The organism is Kitasatospora sp. UYEF31 (genome assembly GCF_057291755.1).
Genome location: NZ_JBXAWK010000056.1, coordinates 25,747 through 41,792, shown reverse-complemented (window position 1 = coordinate 41,792; position 16,046 = coordinate 25,747). Strand labels below are relative to the sequence as shown.

Sequence of the window (16,046 nt, the reverse complement as noted above, 5' to 3'; positions counted from 1 at the left end):
CCTGTCCACCGCCCGCAAGCACGGACTCAACCCGATGACGGTCCTCCGCGACCTGTTTGCCGGGAACGTCTGGCTGCCCGCTCACGCCTGATCAGGCACCTGAGTAGTTACCGCCAAACAATGCATGACAAAGCTCGGCTTTCCGCTCAGAGACCGCCCCGACGGATTTTACGCAGCTTTGCAGTACGGACTGGAGAGCAATTCGACGGTCGCGATGGGGGTAATAGACTCGGAGGCTGCGGAAAAATACGGATACAGTGAGGATCCAAAATCCAAGCCCCCGGCCGCAGTGACTGATCCCATAAACAGCCTTTCTGTCGAGGCGAAAGACATCTACTATGGCCGCGGTGAAACAACCACGAGCGTCAACATTCCCCCCGGAGGCTGTGCCGGACAGGCTCGAAACATCGTACTCGGCATCTCTCCCGTTCCAGTGAAGATCGATGCATCGAAGGCCACCCCGCCAGCGCCGGGCAGCTACCAGAATGCACAGATCGACTTGGCCAACGTTGAGCATGAGATCCAGTCGGACCCGCGCTACACGGCAACAGGGAAACTCTGGTCCAGCTGCATGGCAGAAGCCGGATACAAGTACAAATCATTTCTCGATGATAAGAAATTCAAAAACAAGAACGCGGAAATAGCCGCAGCCGCTACCGACGTAAAATGCAAGGAGAAGGTTAATTTCGGTGGAATGTGGCTGACTCTCTCAAAGGAGTACCAGGAGAAGCGGATCGAACGCTTCGCCGAGTCTTACGCGAGCGAGAAACTTAAACGCGAAGAGGATCTCCGCCGCGCTGAACGCGTCCTGTCAAGCGCTGTGAAGTATCAGCAGTAGAGCCGCAGAAGACGTGTCCCGCGCAACCTCATGAACACCCCCAGTCGGCTACATCGAGGACTTAGACCGACAGTCAGCCTGACTGTTCATCAGATGACTGTCGGTACGCACCGTCCGCGTCAACGGAGGAGCTCAACCCATGTCCGACCTCCGTGAGGAACAATCATCCCCACCTGACCCGACATCCTTCACCCACCGCAGACGGCGCGCCCTCATCGTCATCACCACAGTGGCGGTGCTGCTCGCCGGTGCCGGAATCGCCGCTTCGCAGGTCCTGAAGTCCCCCGCGCAGAAAGCCGCGGACTCCAAGGCCCCGGCGCCGTCCGTTATCACGGCAACTGTTGAAAAGCGCCGGCTGTCCGACACGGTCATCCTGCGCGGGCAGGTCACCGCGGCACAGTCGGTGAACGTCTCCCCGCAGAGTGCCGGAACCTCCGGAGGAAGCGAGGCGGGAAAGCCCGTCGTCACCGGAGTCCGAACAAAAGCCGGAGAAGTCGTGAAGTCCGGTCAGGTGCTGATCGAGGTTTCCGGTCGGCCCGTCTTCGTCCTCCAGGGCGCACTGCCGGTCTACCGCGACCTCAAGCCCGGCGCCGAGGGCAAGGACGTGGAACAGCTCCAGGCCGCCCTGACGAACCTGGGGTTTCCCAGCGGTCGTGACCGCAGGGGTCTCTACGCGGACGGCACCAAAGCGGCGGTCTCGGATTTCTACAAGTCGATCGGCTACGAAGCTTCGGGATCAGCCGCGTCCGTCACCGAACAGGTGACCGCTGCCGAGGACCGGGTCACCCAGATGAAACGTGCGCAGACCCAGGCCAAAGACGCCCTCACGGAGGCCCGGCGAGTGGCCGCCGACGCGAAGAAGGCACCGGTCGGGTCCTCTGCCGGACCCACGACGGGTTCGCCTGCGCCGAGCTCTGGAAAAGCCGACTCCGCAGGAACGGGTTCCACCACTGGCCCCGGTTCGAGTGCGCCGGGGAGCGGGGCCGATCCGGTGAAGGCCGCGGAGCAGCAACTGACCTACGCGACTGAGGACCTGAAGAAGGCCCAACAGCGGTTGTCGGACCTTCGTGTCACGTCGGGGGCCGGCGTGCCGGCCGCCGAGGTGGTCTTCCTGAGCGGTTTCCCCGCCCGGGTCGACGCCGTGAACGCCGTCGTCGGCGGGAAGGTCGAGGAGAAGGCCGTCACCCTCTCAGCCGGGGAGCTGATCATCCGTGGCCGTCTCGCCGCCCATGAGAAAGGTCTGGTCCGTCCTGGGATGGCGGTTCAAATCCTCTCCGACATCAGCGGTGCGAAGTCGGAGGCCGCGGTGAGTTCCGTGGCTGACACTCCGGGTAAGGCCGCTGGAGGTTCCGGGTCCGGCGGGCAGGACAAGGGAGGCGAACCCGATGGTCCGGGCAGTTCCGCCGCCGGCACCTACGAGCTCGTCGTCGCGCCCAAGACGCCGCTCGATCCGAAGCTGGCCGGCCAGGACGTCCGCCTGACCGTCGAAGCCGCCTCCTCGGACGGTGAAGTCCTGGTGGTTCCCCTGTCAGCGGTGTCGGCCTCCGCTGACGGCCTCACCGTGGTCACCGTGGTTGAACCAGACGGCTCCCAGCGCCGAGTCGAGGTGCGGCCCGGCACCAGCGGTGACGGCTTCGTCGAAGTCGCCCCGGTGGGCGGGGCCTCGCTCACCGAGGGCACGAAGGTGCTCGTCGGCCGTGCGGAGTCCCGCGGGGACGGCCCGGAGAACCCGGATGCCACCGGCGGGGCGGTGAAATGAGCCACTACGCACCCGAAGCAGGCTCTGCCGATATGGCGGAGCTTCCTCGGACACCTGTCATCGAATTCACCCAGGTCGCCCTGAGCTACCCAGGGACGCCACCCGTCCACGCTCTCCGCGTCTGTGACCTGACCATCGCTCCGGGAGATTACGTCACCATCGTCGGGCCGTCCGGATCAGGCAAATCTACGTTCCTCAACATCGCCGGTCTGCTGGACCGCCCCACCAAGGGAACGTACTTCCTGGACGGGATCGATACCGGCGCGCTGGTGGAATCCGACCGTACGGCCCTTCGTGGATCACGCGTGGGTTTTGTCTTCCAGTCCTTCCATCTGCTGCCCCATCGCTCCGCGTGTGAGAACGTCGAGCTGGCGATGATGTATCAGGGAGGCCCGCGCGTCACCGCCGCTCAGCGGCGTGCCCGGGCCCGCGAGTCGCTCGACCTCGTGGGGCTCTCACACCGGTTCGAACACTCGCCCACCTTGCTTTCCGGTGGCGAGCGCCAACGGGTGGCGATCGCCCGGGCTCTGGTCGGCCGCCCCAGCCTGCTGTTGTGTGACGAACCAACCGGCAACCTCGACTCGGTCACCACCGAGTCCGTCCTGGCCCTGCTCGACGAACTCCACACCGCCGGGATGACCTTGCTTGTCATCACCCACGAGGAGGCGGTCGCCGCACGTGGCGACCGTACGCTGACCATTCGCGACGGATTCCTGAGCGAGCAGGGAACGGGAGCCCGATGACTGCGGTCCGCCCTCCACGCGGCCTTCGGCGGACACCGTTCCGGAAAACCCCGAAGCGCACCATCGTGCGGTCCAGGTTCCGGATCCCGGACCTCTTGGCCGAAGCCCTCGCCGGAATGCTGCAACGTCCCGCCCGTTCGGTCCTCACCGCCCTCGGCACCGTGCTCGGGGTGGGGACCTTCGTCGCCATCCTGGGTCTGACCGCTACCGCGTCGAGTCAGATTTCGGACCGCTTCAACGTCCTCACGGCCACCGAGGTCACGGTCGACGACACCGGCGGCGACGATGCGGAGCACGTCTCACTTGCGTTCCCCCCCGATGCGGAACAGCGGGTCCGCGCGCTGAACGGCGTCGAGGACGCCGGCGTCTACTGGTCGGTCCCGCTCCCCGAAGGGGCCTCCACTCGGTCCGCACCGGTCGGCGAGACCGCCGACGGCCAGCGGGTACCCGTCGTCGCGGCTTCCTCGGGGGTCCTGGCCGCCGCCGGTGCCAAAATCCAGTCCGGGAGGGTGTACGACGCGTTCCACGATTCCCGCGCCGATCCCGTGGCGGTCATCGGCGCGGCGATGGCCGCCCAGTTGGGCATCACCACCCTGGAAACGAACCCGGCCATCTTCATCGGCGATACGCCGTTCACAGTCGTCGGCATAATCTCCGGCACCGACCGGAAGGCCGATCTTCTGCTTTCCGTCATGGTCCCCCGGACCACAGCGGAGCGGATCTGGGGACCACCGTCCAGCAGCAACCGGGCCCACATGCTCATCAACACCCGGCTCGGTGCGGCCCAGCAAGTCGCAGTAGAGGCCGTGATCGCGCTGCGTCCGGAGCACCAGGACTACTTCAAGGCGATTCCCCCGCCCGACCCGCGATCGCTGCGTGAAAACGTCACCACCGACCTCGGAGCGCTCTTCCTGCTCCTGGCCGGCATATGCCTGATCATCGGAGCGGTGGGAATCGCGAACACCACCCTGGTCGCGGTCATGGAACGCACCCACGAGATCGGTCTGCGCCGCGCTCTGGGGGCCAGGGGCCGTCACATCGCCGAGCAGTTCCTCTGCGAGTCGGCCGTACTCGGTGCCTTCGGCGGCCTGATAGGCACTTCTCTCGGCACGGTCACCATCATCGCTGTGGCGACCGTCCAGAAATGGACTCCGGTGGTCGAGCCGGCGACGATCGCCGTCGCGCCCCTCATCGGCGTGGTCACGGGTCTTCTGGCGGGCTTGTATCCCTCGTGGCGGGCCGCCCGGGTGGAGCCCGTCGAAGCGCTCCGCCGCTAGTACTCCAGCCGGACTTTGTCATTTCCGCCAACTCGTCCAGCTCCGCGCGGCGCGCGGCGATCCGCTCTGCGATCTCGGTGTCCGACATGCCCGGAGCGTAGAAGCGGTGCCGGTCGTAGCGGACAGGAACCCGCGAACCGACCCTGCCGGACGATCTACATGACAGACTCCCGCCGACCACCAGCACGAGTTCTCGTACGGACCATCACGCAACCATCCTGACCAGCAATTTCAAGATGGCGACAGCTCAGTCAAGTTCGCAACGCTAAGAGAACTCCTTGTGGAGACCTGAGCTCGAAAGACCTGGGGACCAGACATCGCCTGGTCCCCCTAGGCCGCCAAGTCTTCGTCGCCTGATCCGGCACGGGCACGCCGCATCGCCTTGCCCGCCGCGGTGGTGAAGGCAGGAGACAAAGCGGGTTGGGAGGCACTGGCCGCCACACTCCGGCAGGTCGAATTTCTTCTGCACCCTCTATCGCCTGGAGGCGCGACTCATACCTGCCTGACAGCTGCAAGCAGAGCGTCCGTGTCCAGCAGGTCGGGAAGAACGATGTCCGCACCGGCGTGAAGGAGTTGGGATCCGTTGGTCGTACCAAGACGTGATGCCGACGACGTACGCGCCGCCTTCACAGCCGGTGCGGACATCCTCAAGGGAGTCGCCGATGATGACGGTGTTATCCGGAGTGAAAACAGTGTTGTGGCGTTCTCCGGCACGTCGCTGAGCAACGGCGACCAAGTGGGAGCGTTCAGCGTCGTCGCTGGAGTAGCCGCCAAGGTCGACGTCGACGTACGAGGTCAGACCGAAGACATCAAGCTTGATCACCGCGCTGGCTTTGAGGTTGCCCGAGACGATGGTGGGCACCAGTTTCGGGTCGGCTTCGACGGCTTTGAGCGCCTCGACCGCGCCGGGCATCAACACGCCGTCGGTTCGCAGCTGTTCGGCGTATCCGGCCAGCACCTGTGGCATCCGGTCGAGCACCTTGGGGAGAAGTTCGTCGGCTTGGTCCTCAGGGACGCCGTTCTCAGTCAGCAGGGACCGGGCGGCGCGAGCCATGGTGAAGCCGGTACCGCGTTCGGGCAGTTGCTCGGCGGGGCGACCGACGATCTCCGCGAAGACGTCGCGGTATACCTGCTGGTCCGTGTGTCCGACGTACAGCAGAGTCCGGTCGATGTCCCACAGGACGAGGATGGGCGTCGTTGTCACCGGAAGGTGCCCTTCACGTAGCTCAAGGCAGGTTAGGAAGGGCAGAACGGCGGCAGCAGCATCGCGTCGTAAACCGGGGACTCCGGGGCGTGCTTTATCCGGCCGATGATCTCGTAGCCCCAGCGCAGGTAAGCCTCGTGCGCGGGCTCGTTGTCGATGATGCACGTCAGCGCCGTCCACGGTTCGGCCCGTCCGGCGACGACCTCGTTATGGAGCTTGCGCCCGACACCGTGATTGGCGTGCGCGGGGCGAGTCATGATCTCCCGCAGCCAGAACACCCGGCCCTCCTCGGCCGCGAGAAGCGCCGCCTCGGGCCGCGCAGTGCCCAGCGAGGTCCACCACGGCTTGTCGGCGGGCAGCGTCACACCGTGGACGTAGCCGACGAGCTGCGTGTCGATACGCGCGGTGACAGTCTCGAAGCCCTTCATCTCCAGCGCGGCCTCCAGCCTGTCGGCGTAGGTGGCGACGGAGAAGAACGGATCGCCGATGTACGGCGGCACGTCGTACACCTCGGCATAGACGTCGACGAGTTCGCTGAAGATCTCCTTAGCGGAGTGCGGGTCGTGGTGCTGCAGGTCAACGTCCGTCACAGGGACTTCCTCTCGGGTGTGGTCAGGCGTACTGAGCGAGCTGTTCGGCCATGTCCCGGGCCGGCGCATGTGTGCGATGCCGGGCCAGGCCCTCGCCGACCAGAACGAGCTGCTTCACGTTGCGGGCCGAACTCATCCCGCCCTCAACCAGCCGCAGTGACTCCTCGGCGGCGGCGATCGTCCGATCCAGGTCTCCCCCGCCGAGTGCTCCGTGGGCCAGGCGGGCCAGGCACATCCCGCGGTTGCGGAAGTGGTCGATGTCCTGGAGCGCGGCGGAGTGGCCGAGGAGCGTCACGGCCCGCTGGTGCTGGCCCAAGTCGAGGCGGCACATGCCTTCCAGGCAGGTCAGTTCGGCTTCGTTGAGGAAACCGGCCCAGTCCGGGTCGCGCTGGCTGGTGCCGCGCTCGAAGTGGTTCCAGGCCCGCTTGATGGCGGTGTTGGTGGAGAACTCGTCGCCGAGCCGGGCGTGGCCGTGGGCTTCGCGGATGGCAAGTAGGGCGCCGACCCGCAGGCCGGGCTGTCCGGGGGCGGCGGAGGCAGGGGACATCCAGGGCAGGTGTTGTCCGGCGGCGGCACCGCCTAAAACGGCGGCTCAGGCGGTGAGGACTTGACGGCGGTTCACGGGTGCGCGGTTCTCGGCTTCCGGGCGTACGACGGTCAGGGCCGGGCCGACGGACTCCGCTGGGGTGAAGCCCAGTTCGGTGACCGGTTGGCCGTAGAACCGTTCTAACGGTTTGCGGTGGTCGGCGTGGGGCCACGGTGGGCTTCCCGACTCCCAGCGCCGGTACTGCCGGGGGCTGACCGACAGCCGCCGGGCGAGCGCGCCGACCTTGAACCGGCCCAAACCTCCCCCAACCCACCCCACCACCCGCCCAGCCGCTAATTCGGGACGAAGAGGCCGTGGGTTCAAATCCCGCCACCCCGACTCGGAAGTTATGCAGGCCAGAGGCCCCACCGGAGAAATCCGGTGGGGCCTCAGCTGCCACAGTCCGACGCCCAGCGCGGCGAGCCCGACCACCGAACCGGCCACGCCCGCCACCTGGTTCGACCGTTCCAGGTCCGCGGCCGAGACCCACACCACCAGCCCGACCGCCGCCAGGCCTCCGGCGACAGCCAGTGCCCACCAATACGTTCTCGCCCATCCCGTCATCAGGCCATCGTCCACCCCGCCCCAAGGGCAGACCTGTGAAACTGTTCGGTTCGACCCGAGCCGGCAGGTCACCGCGGCTCTTCGGCGGCGTCGACCAGCAGCCCGGACAGGTGCGGGAAACGAGCAGCCTTGGGGACTCGGTATCGCGGGGTGCTGAAGAACGGTTTCAGGTGCGGGCCAGCGCGGCGGTGATGAAGCGGGCGGCGCGGTCGATGGCCGCGTCGGCCTCGTCCAGATGCCCCTCGAAGGCGTGGAAGACGTGGGGGACGTCTGCGGTGATGTCGAGCTGGACGTCGACCCCGGCCGCAGCCGCCCGGACTGCGAACCGGGTGGAGTCGTCCAGCAGGACCTCGTTGGAGCCGGCCTGGAGCAGGAGCGGGGGCAGCCCGGTCAGGTCGGCGTGGCTGGCTGGGCTCAGCAGCGGCTGGCGGGGGTCCTGTCCGGCCAGGTAGTGGGCGAAGAGGAGGGTCAGGTCCGCGCGGGTGAAGAGCGGGTCGGCGTCGTGCTTGGTGGTCATGCTCTCGCCCGAGAGGGTGGCGTCCAGGGCCGGGGAGAAGGCGACCGCGGCGGCCGGCATCGGCAGTCCGTCCTCGCGGGCGGTGAGCAGGGTGGTGACGGCGAGGCCGCCGCCGGCCGACTCCCCGGCCAGGACGATCTGCTCGGCCGGAACGCCCTGGCCCAGGAGGTCGCGGTAGGCGGCGAGGCCGTCGTCGACGGCGGCGGGGAAGGGGTGCTCGGGGGCGAGCCGGTAGTCGACCGATATGGCGCGGACGCCGGTGCGGCGCACCAGCGAGGCGGTGAGTTGCAGGGCCGTGGCGGGTGAGCCGAGGACCCAGCCCCCGCCGTGGAAGAAGATGATCGTCCCGGTGGCGGGGCCGCTCTCAGGCTCGACGGTCAGGGCGGGACGCCCGCCGAGGACGGAGGAGGTGACGGTGACCCCGGCTGGGGCCGGGCCTGAGGTCATCTGGGTCTCGAAGTCCTTGCGCAGTTGCTCCGGGGGGAGGCTGCCGTCGAACGGCGCCTGCCGCATCAGGGTGTCGACTGTCGCACGCTGCGCCTTGCTCATGGGATCCTCCAGGTAGTTTTGTTCTTCACCAGGAACTATATTCCATGGAATATCATTCCCGCGAATCTGGAGCAGAGTGTGACCGACCTCACGCAGGTTTTCATGGACCTGGTCCGCTACGAGACCAGGCTCTACAACGCGCTGGGCGAACGACTGCGCGCCGAGCACGGGCTGACGATGGGCCAGTTCGAGTTCCTGCGCATCATCGACGACCGGGACGACTGCCGGGTCAACGACCTGGCCGAGGAAGCTGCCATCACCGTCGGGGCGACCAGCAAGGGAGTGGACCGCTTGGAGGCCGCCGGCTGGGTGGTCCGGCGCCCCAATCCCAGCAACCGCCGCTCCTCCCTGCTGGAACTGACCCTCGAAGGCAGGAAGGTGCTGGCCGCCGCCACGCCCACTTTCGAGGACGGGCTGCGCTCCTGGCTCGCCGATCTGCTGGCGGCCGACTCGCTGGAGCAGCTGGCGTCCACCGTCGGCCTGCTGCGCAGGAAGCTGGAGGAAGCCTCGGCGGGCATGCCCACCGGTTAGGAACGCGTCCCGGCAAGGGCCCACCGCCCATGATCAGCAATCATTCGTGCGGCACTTTTGTCCTGTCGGCAATCGATCGAATGACGACAGGTGCGACGGGCGTCCAATGGGCTCAGCGGGCGGGCGTCGGTGAGTTCGAACAATTCCTCGGCCGGGCCGGTGAGGCAGGAGTAGGACTCCTCGTGGAAGTGTGCCGCCTTGGCGAATGCCTCCCGCATAGAGCGGGGTGGCGGTGTCACTCCCCGTAGAGCGCTGCCAGCCTGTCGCCGAAGGGTGTGACGTCCTCGAACTCGTCAGTCGGCGCGCGCTTGTGTCCGCGGTCCCCGGAGAGCTGGTCGGCGAGTTCCCCGGCGGCGCGCTCGATGCGGGACACGAGACCGTCGGTGTTCCCCCAGTCCTCGGACGCCGCGTAAACGGCGGTCGGGACGACGAGTGCGCGCAGGTACGCGAAGAGCGGGCGCAGCGCGTGTTCCAGGGCCAGGGAGTGTCGGGCGGTGCCGCCGGTCGCGGCGATGATGACCGGCGTCGCGGTCAGGGCCTCCTTGTCGAGGATGTCGAAGAACGACTTGAACAGTCCGCTGTAGGACGCGGTGAAGACCGGCGTCACGGCTATCACGCCGTCGGCCTGGGCGACCGCGTCCAGGGCGTCCCGTAGTCGTCCGACGGGGAAGCCGGTGGTCATGGCCTTGGCGATGTCGACGGCGAGGTCGCGCAGTTCGACCGTCTCCACCTCCGCGGCCACGCCCCGGTCGGCGAGGAGTCGTTTCGCCGCCGCGGTCAGGCGGTCGGTCAGCAGACGGGTCGAGGAGGGCTGGCTCAAACCGGCGGTGACTGCGACCAGTCGCAGCGTGCTCATGGTGGGTCCGCTTTCCTGGGGCGAGGGGCTGGTGGTCAGGGTGTGACGGGTGTCTTGGCGTCGCGCGCCGCGACGAGGGAGGCGTGCGTCGGCGCGTCCGGGACGCCGGCGGGCCGGCCGATCGCGAACTCCTTGCGCAGGACCGGTACGACGTGTTCGCCGAGGAGGTCGATCTGCTCCAGCACGGTCTTCAGCGGCAGACCCGCGTGGTCCACGAGGAAGAGCTGGCGCTGGTAGTCACCCGCGTACTCGCGGAACGACAGGGTCCGCTCGATGACCTGCTGGGGGGAGCCGACGGTGAGCGGCGTCTCGCGGGAGAAGTCCTCCAGCGACGGGCCGTTGCCGTAGACCGGGGCGCGGTCGAAGTACGGGCGGAATTCGCGGATCGCGTCCTGACTGTTGGCGCGCATGAACACGTGGCCGCCGAGGCCGACGATCGCCTGCTCCTCGGTGCCGTGGCCGTAGTGGGCGTAGCGGCGGCGGTAGAGCCGGACCATCTTCTGGGTGTGCTCCTTGGGCCAGAAGATGTTGTTGTGGAAGAACCCGTCGCCGTAGAACGCGGCCTGTTCGGCGATCTCCGGGGAGCGGATCGAGCCGTGCCAGACGAAGGGGGCGACTCCGTCGAGCGGGCGCGGAGTCGAGGTGAACGACTGGAGCGGCGTGCGGAACTTGCCCTCCCAGTCCACCGAGTCCCGGCGCCACAGTTGGTGCAGCAGCTCGTAGTTCTCCAGCGCCAGGTCGATGCCGTCCCGGATGTCCTTGCCGAACCACGGGTAGACCGGCCCGGTGTTACCGCGCCCCATCATCAGGTCCATGCGCCCGTCGGCCAGGTGCTGGAGCATCGCGTAGTCCTCGGCGATCTTCACCGGGTCGTTGGTGGTGATCAGGGTCGTGGACGTCGACAGCAGGAGCTTCTGGGTCCTGGCGGCGATCCAGCCGAGCATCGTCGTCGGTGAGGAGGGGACGAACGGCGGGTTGTGGTGCTCACCGGTGGCGAACACGTCAAGGCCGGCCTGCTCCGCGTGGAGGGCGATGGTGACCATGGCCTTGATGCGGTTGTGCTCGGTGTCCGTCTTCCCGGTTGTGGGGTCCTCGGTCAGGTCGCCCACGGTGAAGATGCCGAACTGCATCCCGCTCATGCTTCCCACTCCTAAAGTAGTTGAATCTTGAATCATGCATGTCAACCGAGGACCTCACGGCCGAATTCCCGGGGTCAGGAGGTGGTGAACAGTTCGTCCTGCCGGTCGACGTACGGCTGGAACAGCGCCGCCGGCCAGTTGGGGTCGATGTCCGAGACCCGGTCGATGACCTTCCACACGCCCGCACGCCGCTCGAACCGGTCCTGGTAGGTGCCGGTCGACACCACTCCCTGGTTGCCTTCCTTCCAGTTGACGCGCCAGCGCCACGACACGACGGCTGTGTCGCCGCCGCCGTCGATCTCGAACCAGCCGACGTCGTGGAACCACTTGTCCAGCGGGAACACGCTGTGCGCGTAGTCGTAGAGGCTCTTGAGCCCCTCGGGTCCGGTGAAGGTCTGCGTCCGCAGGTCGTGGACGGTGAACGTGGCCTCCGGCCAGTAGAGGTCCACGTACTTGTCGGCTGACGCACGGCTCGCGTCGTTGTCGATGTAGCGCTGGTGACGTACGAGCTGCTCAAAGATCTCGAACCGGTCCACGGCGGTGAGCGGCGAGAGAACGGCGTGCGCCTCGGTCCGGTTCACCGTCTTCCCCAACGCACCGAACTCATGGAGGTCGCCGAAGACTTCGATGCGGATCGACTGGTCGAGGCCGCCGATCCGGACGGGGTCGAAACCGGCCGCGGTGATCAGCTGGGCGACCACCGCGCCCGCGGCCGTGTCGTCGGCCGCGTAGAACCCGACCGCGGGTTCCGGGGTCCTGCGGGAGGCGGCGGACAGGGTGTCGGCGGAGAGCGTGCCGAACGCCTTGACGAGGGTGGCGCCCGCGGGGACGAGGGCGGCCAGGAGCAGGCCGGAGGACTCCTCAGCGCCGATCGTCTTGACGAAGCCGCCGTTGCCGTCCGGGGCGATCGGGTTGGAGGGGTCCACCAGGATCTTGCCCGACAACCTGTCGCCGTACTGGGCGAGAAGCTCCTTCGTCGCGTCGAGCCAGACGGCGAGGATGATCACGTCCGCCTTCTCGACGGCCTGGTCGACCGTCACCGCCGTCGCGTGGTCCCCCAGCGAGTCGGCGAGGGACTTCGCGCTGTCGAGATCGCGGCCGGCGAGCAGCACCTCCACGCCGCCCGCGACCAGGTCGGCCGCCAGACGGCCGCCGATATTCCCGGTCCCGATGATTGCCGTGGTAATTGCCGTGGTCATGGAATTCTCCTTCTACTGCTGGGTGATGGGGGTTCCGGGACTGAGCCAGCGGCGCAGGGTCCGGGTGACGGCGGGCATCGCCACGTACGTCATCAGCACGCTGAACAGCGCGGCGAAGACGGCCGTCCGTGCCACCTGGGGCAACGCCGTCAGATGGGGTGTGAGGAACGCGGTGCCGAGCAGGGAGACCGGGAAGATCCCGATGGCGGAGACCACCGCTGTCTTCCAGCGCGGCGGGGTGGCGGCCACCCGGCCAGGATCGGTGAACCAGCCTTCCAAGCCGGTCAGTTCACGTCGCGCGACCTCGGTGTGGCGGTGCCCCTCGAGAGGGGCGAAGTACTCCGCGCGTTGTGGGGAGCCGATCCACTCCTGGAGCGTCTCCTGGTCGCGGAATCGGTGTACGAAGATCCACGGGTCGCTGCCCCCGGCCGGGTGGAAGAGGCCGCCGCCCAGGTTGCCGGGGGCGGCGGCCGCCGCGGCCAGAATCCCCCGCGCCCACTCCTGGAACGCCTCCTCGTGGCCCGGCTCGACCACGCGCGCCGCGATCAGTGCCACGTCACCGCGGCCGGCGAGGACGGTGCCGCGGGAGCTGTCAGACAGGGGGTACGCCTGGTCAGGCACGCGGCGCGGCGTGGACGTAGTGCTTGGTCTCCTGGAACTCCTCCAGGCCACGCACCCCGTTCAGCCGGCCCACGCCGGACTGCTTGAAGCCGCCCTCCTCGAACATGTCGTGGACGATGGCCCAGGTGTTGGTCCACACCGTGCCGGCCTGGATCTCGCGCCCGACGCGCATCGGACGGTCGACGTCACGGGTCCAGACGGACGCGGCCAGGCCGAACTCGGTGGCGTTGGCGCGGACGACCGCCTCGGCCTCGGTCTCGAAGACCTCGAAGGTGGCGACCGGGCCGAACACCTCCAACTGCACGATCGGCGAGTTGACGTCCTCGACCTCGATCAACGACGGGTGCAGGAACGCGCCGTCGCGCTTGCCCTGGACGAGCAGCTTCGCGTACGCGGCGGCGTCCGCGACGACGCCCTCGACGCGCCGGGCGTTGCGCTCGTCGATCAGCGGGCCCATCTCGCTGGCCGGATCGTCGCCGGGACCGACCTTGACGGCCTCCAGCGAGGCGGTCATGCGACGGCGGAACTCGTCCGCGATGCCGCTCTGGACCAGGATGCGGCTGCCCGTCATGCAGAACTGGCCGGTGAAGGTGGTGATGGCCTTGGTGAGGACCGGTACGGCGAGGTCCAGGTCCGCGTCGTCGAAGACGATCATCGGGCTCTTGCCGCCGAGTTCCAGGGAGAGCGCCTTGAGCGTGGGCGCCGCGTTCGCCGCGATCATGCGGCCGACCACGGTGGAGCCGGTGTAGCTGATGACGTCCACGTCCGGGGAGGCGATGAGCACCGGGGCGCCGTCGTTGCCCGACTCGGTGAAGATGTTCATCACGCCGGCCGGGAGGCTCTTGGTCTGCGCGATCAGTTCGCTGAGCAGGCCGTTGACCAGGCCGGTCTGGCCGGGGAGCTTCATGGCGACGGTGCAGCCGGCGGCCAGGGCCGGGGCGAAGGAGCGGACGGCCAGGACGACCGGGGAGTTCCACGGTGCGATGACGGCGGCAACGCCAGCGCCCTCGCGGAGCGTCATGGAGTACAGGCCGGGGCGGACCTCGCCCGAGCTGCCGTGGTCGCTCAGGGCCAGCGCCGCGTAGTACCGCAGCTTGGGAACGGTGAGGTCGATCTCGAAGGCCGCCTCACTGAGGATCTTGCCGTTCTCCCGGGCGAGCAGGGTGACGAACTCGTCGCGCCGCTCCTCCAGGTGGTCGGCCATCTCGAACAGCGCCCTGGCGCGCAGGTTGCGGTCACGCGCCCAGTCGGTGGTGTCGAAGGCGCGGCGGGCGGCGGCTATCGCGGCGGTCGCCTCCTCGGCTCCGGCGTCGGCGAAGGTGCCCAGGACCTTGCCGGTCGAGGGGTTGAGCGACTCGGTCTTCTTGACGGAGTCGACCCACTGGCCGTCGATGAAGTTGCGGGCGTGCTGCATGGCGGAAATCCCTTAAGTGGATGGAAAGCAGGAACAGGTACGGGGGTCAGATCCGGCGGGCGATGTGCTCGGCTGCCGCGATGACGGTGAGGTTGATGGCGGCCGACGGGACGTCCGGGAAGATCGAGGCGTCGACCACGCGCAGTCCGGGCACTCCGCGCACCGCGCCGAGCCGGTCGGTCACGGCCGTCGGGTCGTCGTCCGCGCCCATCGGGGCGGTGGAGGTGGGGTGGTGGTAGGTGTCCAGGGTGGCGAGCATCGAGGCTTCTATCTCGGCGGCACTCTCCGCCTGCGGACCCGGGTTGAGCTCACGCTCGATCAGACCGGCCAGCGGCTGGGTGGCACCGAGCCGGCGGGCGAGCTTGACGCCCTCGGTCAGCCGGCGGCGGTCGCCCGGCTCGGCGAGGAAGTTGAGGTCGATGCGGGGCGGGTCCTGCGGATCCCGGCTGACCAGGGTCAAGGTGCCCTGCGACTCGGGGCGCACCAGGGCGACCGCGAGGACAAATCCGACACCGGTGGGGCTGGTGGCGTGGTCGAAGAGGTGGGTGGCGGTGATGTGCAGGTCCAGCTCGCCCTCGGCGGCCTCAGAGCTGGCGGTCCACACCTTCGCGCCGATGACCGGGGTCTGCTCGCCCACCCGGTCGGGGACGGCGGCGTACGCGTTGTAGTAGAAGGGGTGGTCCTGGAGTCGCAGCCCGACGGGCAGGTCGGCGACGACCGGGATGTCCAGGGCTTCGAGGTCCTCGGCCGGGCCGATCCCCGAACGCAGCAGGATCGCCGCGCTGCCGTAGACACCCGCACTGAGGATCACTTCACCGGCGGGGACCTCCGTACCGTCCGCGAGGATCACACCCACGGCCCGCCCGTTCCCGAAGGACACACGGTCGACGAGGACTCCGGCGCGGATGGTCAGGTTGGGCCGGGCACGGACCGCCTCGGTCAGGTAGGCCATGCCGGTGTTGACGCGTACGCCGTCCCGCACATTCATCGGGTACGGGCCGACGCCCTCCGGGTCGGCGCCGTTGAAGTCGTCCACCGGGCGGATGCCGTCCGCGAGGGCCGCGTCCACGAAGGCGCGCTCCATGGGGCTGAGGTCCTCGCGGGTGAGCTGGACCACGGGGAGCGGGCCGCCGCGGCCGTGCAAATCGTCGTCGCCGGCCCCGGTGGACTCCAGCGCCTTGAACGCGGGCAGGAGGTCCTCGTACGACCAGCCCTCCAGCCCGCGCTCGGACCAGCGGGCGAAGTCGGAGGGCAGGGCGCGGACCGCGACCGAGCCGTTGACGGCCGAGCTGCCGCCGAGGACCTTGCCGCGGTAGGCGGCGACGGGGTGGCCGATGTGACCGGGCTCCGAGAGGTAGCCCCAGTCGTGGCCGGTGTATCCGCCGAGAACGCTGCTGCTCGCGACCTCGTCGGGGTACGCGTCCGGCTCGTACGCCGGGCCCGCTTCCAGGAGAAGCACCCGGCGGTCGGGGTCCTCACTGAGGCGGGCGGCGAGCACGGCCCCGGCCGAACCTCCCCCTACGACGAGGGTGGGGAGGGACGCGGTGTCGTGGTGCGGTTCATCGTTCATGGGGACCACGCTAGGAAGTTCCAGCCGGGTGGGAATCGGTCACCGTATGGGTCATCGCCCAGGTCACCGGCCTACCGCTCCCCCGGACG

General features: G+C 68.2%; 16 protein-coding genes. 5 read left to right on the top strand and 11 right to left on the bottom strand.

Features of this window, described 5'->3' with window-relative positions; translation table 11 throughout:
- The first annotated feature begins 124 nt into the window (after positions 1 to 124).
- The 4 genes from AC0Z36_RS23650 (at position 125) to AC0Z36_RS23635 (ending at position 4,617) form a co-directional block, all read left to right on the top strand.
- On the top strand, positions 125 to 838 hold the full coding sequence (locus tag AC0Z36_RS23650; protein ID WP_485465034.1) for a hypothetical protein: 714 nt from the start codon (positions 125 to 127) through the stop codon (positions 836 to 838).
- Between the two features lie 139 nt (positions 839 to 977).
- Positions 978 to 2,597 carry a peptidoglycan-binding protein gene (locus tag AC0Z36_RS23645; RefSeq protein WP_485465033.1) on the top strand — a complete coding sequence of 540 codons (1,620 nt, stop codon included), beginning with the start codon at positions 978 to 980 and terminating at the stop codon, positions 2,595 to 2,597.
- Between the two features lie 32 nt (positions 2,598 to 2,629).
- Positions 2,630 to 3,340, top strand: coding sequence for an ABC transporter ATP-binding protein (locus tag AC0Z36_RS23640; protein WP_485465032.1), 711 nt, complete (start codon positions 2,630 to 2,632; stop codon positions 3,338 to 3,340).
- Positions 3,337 to 4,617, top strand: a complete 1,281-nt coding sequence (locus AC0Z36_RS23635; RefSeq protein ID WP_485465031.1) for an ABC transporter permease — start codon at positions 3,337 to 3,339, stop codon at positions 4,615 to 4,617. Before AC0Z36_RS23640 ends, AC0Z36_RS23635 begins: the two co-directional genes overlap by 4 nt.
- Positions 4,618 to 5,089: 472 nt before the next feature.
- On the opposite strand, the gene AC0Z36_RS23630 is transcribed toward AC0Z36_RS23635, so the two are convergent.
- The 5 genes from AC0Z36_RS23630 to AC0Z36_RS23610 all read right to left on the bottom strand — a co-directional run bounded on the left by AC0Z36_RS23630 (position 5,090) and on the right by AC0Z36_RS23610 (position 8,627).
- Positions 5,090 to 5,821, bottom strand: a complete 732-nt coding sequence (locus AC0Z36_RS23630; RefSeq protein WP_485465030.1) for a haloacid dehalogenase-like hydrolase — start codon at positions 5,819 to 5,821, stop codon at positions 5,090 to 5,092.
- A 32-nt stretch (positions 5,822 to 5,853) separates the two neighbouring features.
- Entirely contained in the window at positions 5,854 to 6,411 is a 558-nt protein-coding gene (locus tag AC0Z36_RS23625; protein ID WP_485465029.1) for a GNAT family N-acetyltransferase, read from the bottom strand.
- Between the two features lie 22 nt (positions 6,412 to 6,433).
- Positions 6,434 to 6,958 (bottom strand): NsdA family TPR-like regulatory protein, encoded by a 525-nt coding sequence (locus AC0Z36_RS23620; RefSeq protein WP_485465028.1) that lies wholly within the window; start codon positions 6,956 to 6,958, stop codon positions 6,434 to 6,436.
- Positions 6,959 to 7,003: 45 nt separating this feature from the next.
- Positions 7,004 to 7,255 carry a helix-turn-helix domain-containing protein gene (locus AC0Z36_RS23615; protein WP_485465027.1) on the bottom strand — a complete coding sequence of 84 codons (252 nt, stop codon included), beginning with the start codon at positions 7,253 to 7,255 and terminating at the stop codon, positions 7,004 to 7,006.
- Between the two features lie 472 nt (positions 7,256 to 7,727).
- Positions 7,728 to 8,627 carry an alpha/beta hydrolase gene (locus AC0Z36_RS23610; RefSeq protein WP_485465026.1) on the bottom strand — a complete coding sequence of 300 codons (900 nt, stop codon included), beginning with the start codon at positions 8,625 to 8,627 and terminating at the stop codon, positions 7,728 to 7,730.
- Positions 8,628 to 8,705: 78 nt separating this feature from the next.
- Here AC0Z36_RS23610 and AC0Z36_RS23605 point away from each other — a divergent pair, with 78 nt between their 5' ends.
- On the top strand, positions 8,706 to 9,158 hold the full coding sequence (locus tag AC0Z36_RS23605) for a MarR family winged helix-turn-helix transcriptional regulator (RefSeq protein ID WP_485465025.1): 453 nt from the start codon (positions 8,706 to 8,708) through the stop codon (positions 9,156 to 9,158).
- A 235-nt stretch (positions 9,159 to 9,393) separates the two neighbouring features.
- Here the strand turns inward: AC0Z36_RS23605 and AC0Z36_RS23600 are convergent, their stop codons facing one another.
- From AC0Z36_RS23600 to AC0Z36_RS23575, 6 genes are all read right to left on the bottom strand, one after another.
- Positions 9,394 to 10,014: an FMN reductase gene (locus AC0Z36_RS23600; RefSeq protein ID WP_485465024.1), complete on the bottom strand. Its 621-nt coding sequence runs from the start codon at positions 10,012 to 10,014 to the stop codon at positions 9,394 to 9,396.
- A gap of 35 nt (positions 10,015 to 10,049) precedes the next feature.
- The gene (locus AC0Z36_RS23595; protein ID WP_485465036.1) at positions 10,050 to 11,144 is read right to left on the bottom strand and encodes an LLM class flavin-dependent oxidoreductase; all 1,095 of its coding nucleotides are present in this window, start codon (positions 11,142 to 11,144) and stop codon (positions 10,050 to 10,052) included.
- 83 nt (positions 11,145 to 11,227) lie between these two features.
- Complete coding sequence (locus AC0Z36_RS23590; protein WP_485465023.1) at positions 11,228 to 12,352, bottom strand: NAD(P)-binding domain-containing protein; 1,125 nt, start codon at positions 12,350 to 12,352, stop codon at positions 11,228 to 11,230.
- A 12-nt stretch (positions 12,353 to 12,364) separates the two neighbouring features.
- Positions 12,365 to 12,973 carry an antibiotic biosynthesis monooxygenase gene (locus AC0Z36_RS23585; RefSeq protein ID WP_485465022.1) on the bottom strand — a complete coding sequence of 203 codons (609 nt, stop codon included), beginning with the start codon at positions 12,971 to 12,973 and terminating at the stop codon, positions 12,365 to 12,367.
- Positions 12,966 to 14,387, bottom strand: coding sequence for an aldehyde dehydrogenase family protein (locus AC0Z36_RS23580; protein ID WP_485465021.1), 1,422 nt, complete (start codon positions 14,385 to 14,387; stop codon positions 12,966 to 12,968). The genes AC0Z36_RS23585 and AC0Z36_RS23580 overlap by 8 nt, the downstream gene beginning before the upstream one ends.
- A 46-nt stretch (positions 14,388 to 14,433) precedes the next feature.
- A complete protein-coding gene (locus AC0Z36_RS23575; protein WP_485465020.1) occupies positions 14,434 to 15,957 on the bottom strand; it encodes a GMC family oxidoreductase in 1,524 nt (507 codons plus the stop codon).
- Positions 15,958 to 16,046: the final 89 nt, after the last annotated feature.

Coding starts and splice junctions, on each gene's coding strand:
- AC0Z36_RS23595 (WP_485465036.1), bottom strand. CDS start 11,144: ATGCAGTTCGGCATCTTCACCGTGGGCGACCTGACCGAGGACCCCACA.
- AC0Z36_RS23580 (WP_485465021.1), bottom strand. CDS start 14,387: ATGCAGCACGCCCGCAACTTCATCGACGGCCAGTGGGTCGACTCCGTC.
- AC0Z36_RS23645 (WP_485465033.1), top strand. CDS start 978: ATGTCCGACCTCCGTGAGGAACAATCATCCCCACCTGACCCGACATCC.
- AC0Z36_RS23590 (WP_485465023.1), bottom strand. CDS start 12,352: ATGACCACGGCAATTACCACGGCAATCATCGGGACCGGGAATATCGGC.
- AC0Z36_RS23610 (WP_485465026.1), bottom strand. CDS start 8,627: ATGAGCAAGGCGCAGCGTGCGACAGTCGACACCCTGATGCGGCAGGCG.
- AC0Z36_RS23620 (WP_485465028.1), bottom strand. CDS start 6,958: ATGTCCCCTGCCTCCGCCGCCCCCGGACAGCCCGGCCTGCGGGTCGGC.
- AC0Z36_RS23640 (WP_485465032.1), top strand. CDS start 2,630: ATGGCGGAGCTTCCTCGGACACCTGTCATCGAATTCACCCAGGTCGCC.
- AC0Z36_RS23600 (WP_485465024.1), bottom strand. CDS start 10,014: ATGAGCACGCTGCGACTGGTCGCAGTCACCGCCGGTTTGAGCCAGCCC.
- AC0Z36_RS23635 (WP_485465031.1), top strand. CDS start 3,337: ATGACTGCGGTCCGCCCTCCACGCGGCCTTCGGCGGACACCGTTCCGG.
- AC0Z36_RS23650 (WP_485465034.1), top strand. CDS start 125: ATGACAAAGCTCGGCTTTCCGCTCAGAGACCGCCCCGACGGATTTTAC.
- AC0Z36_RS23575 (WP_485465020.1), bottom strand. CDS start 15,957: ATGAACGATGAACCGCACCACGACACCGCGTCCCTCCCCACCCTCGTC.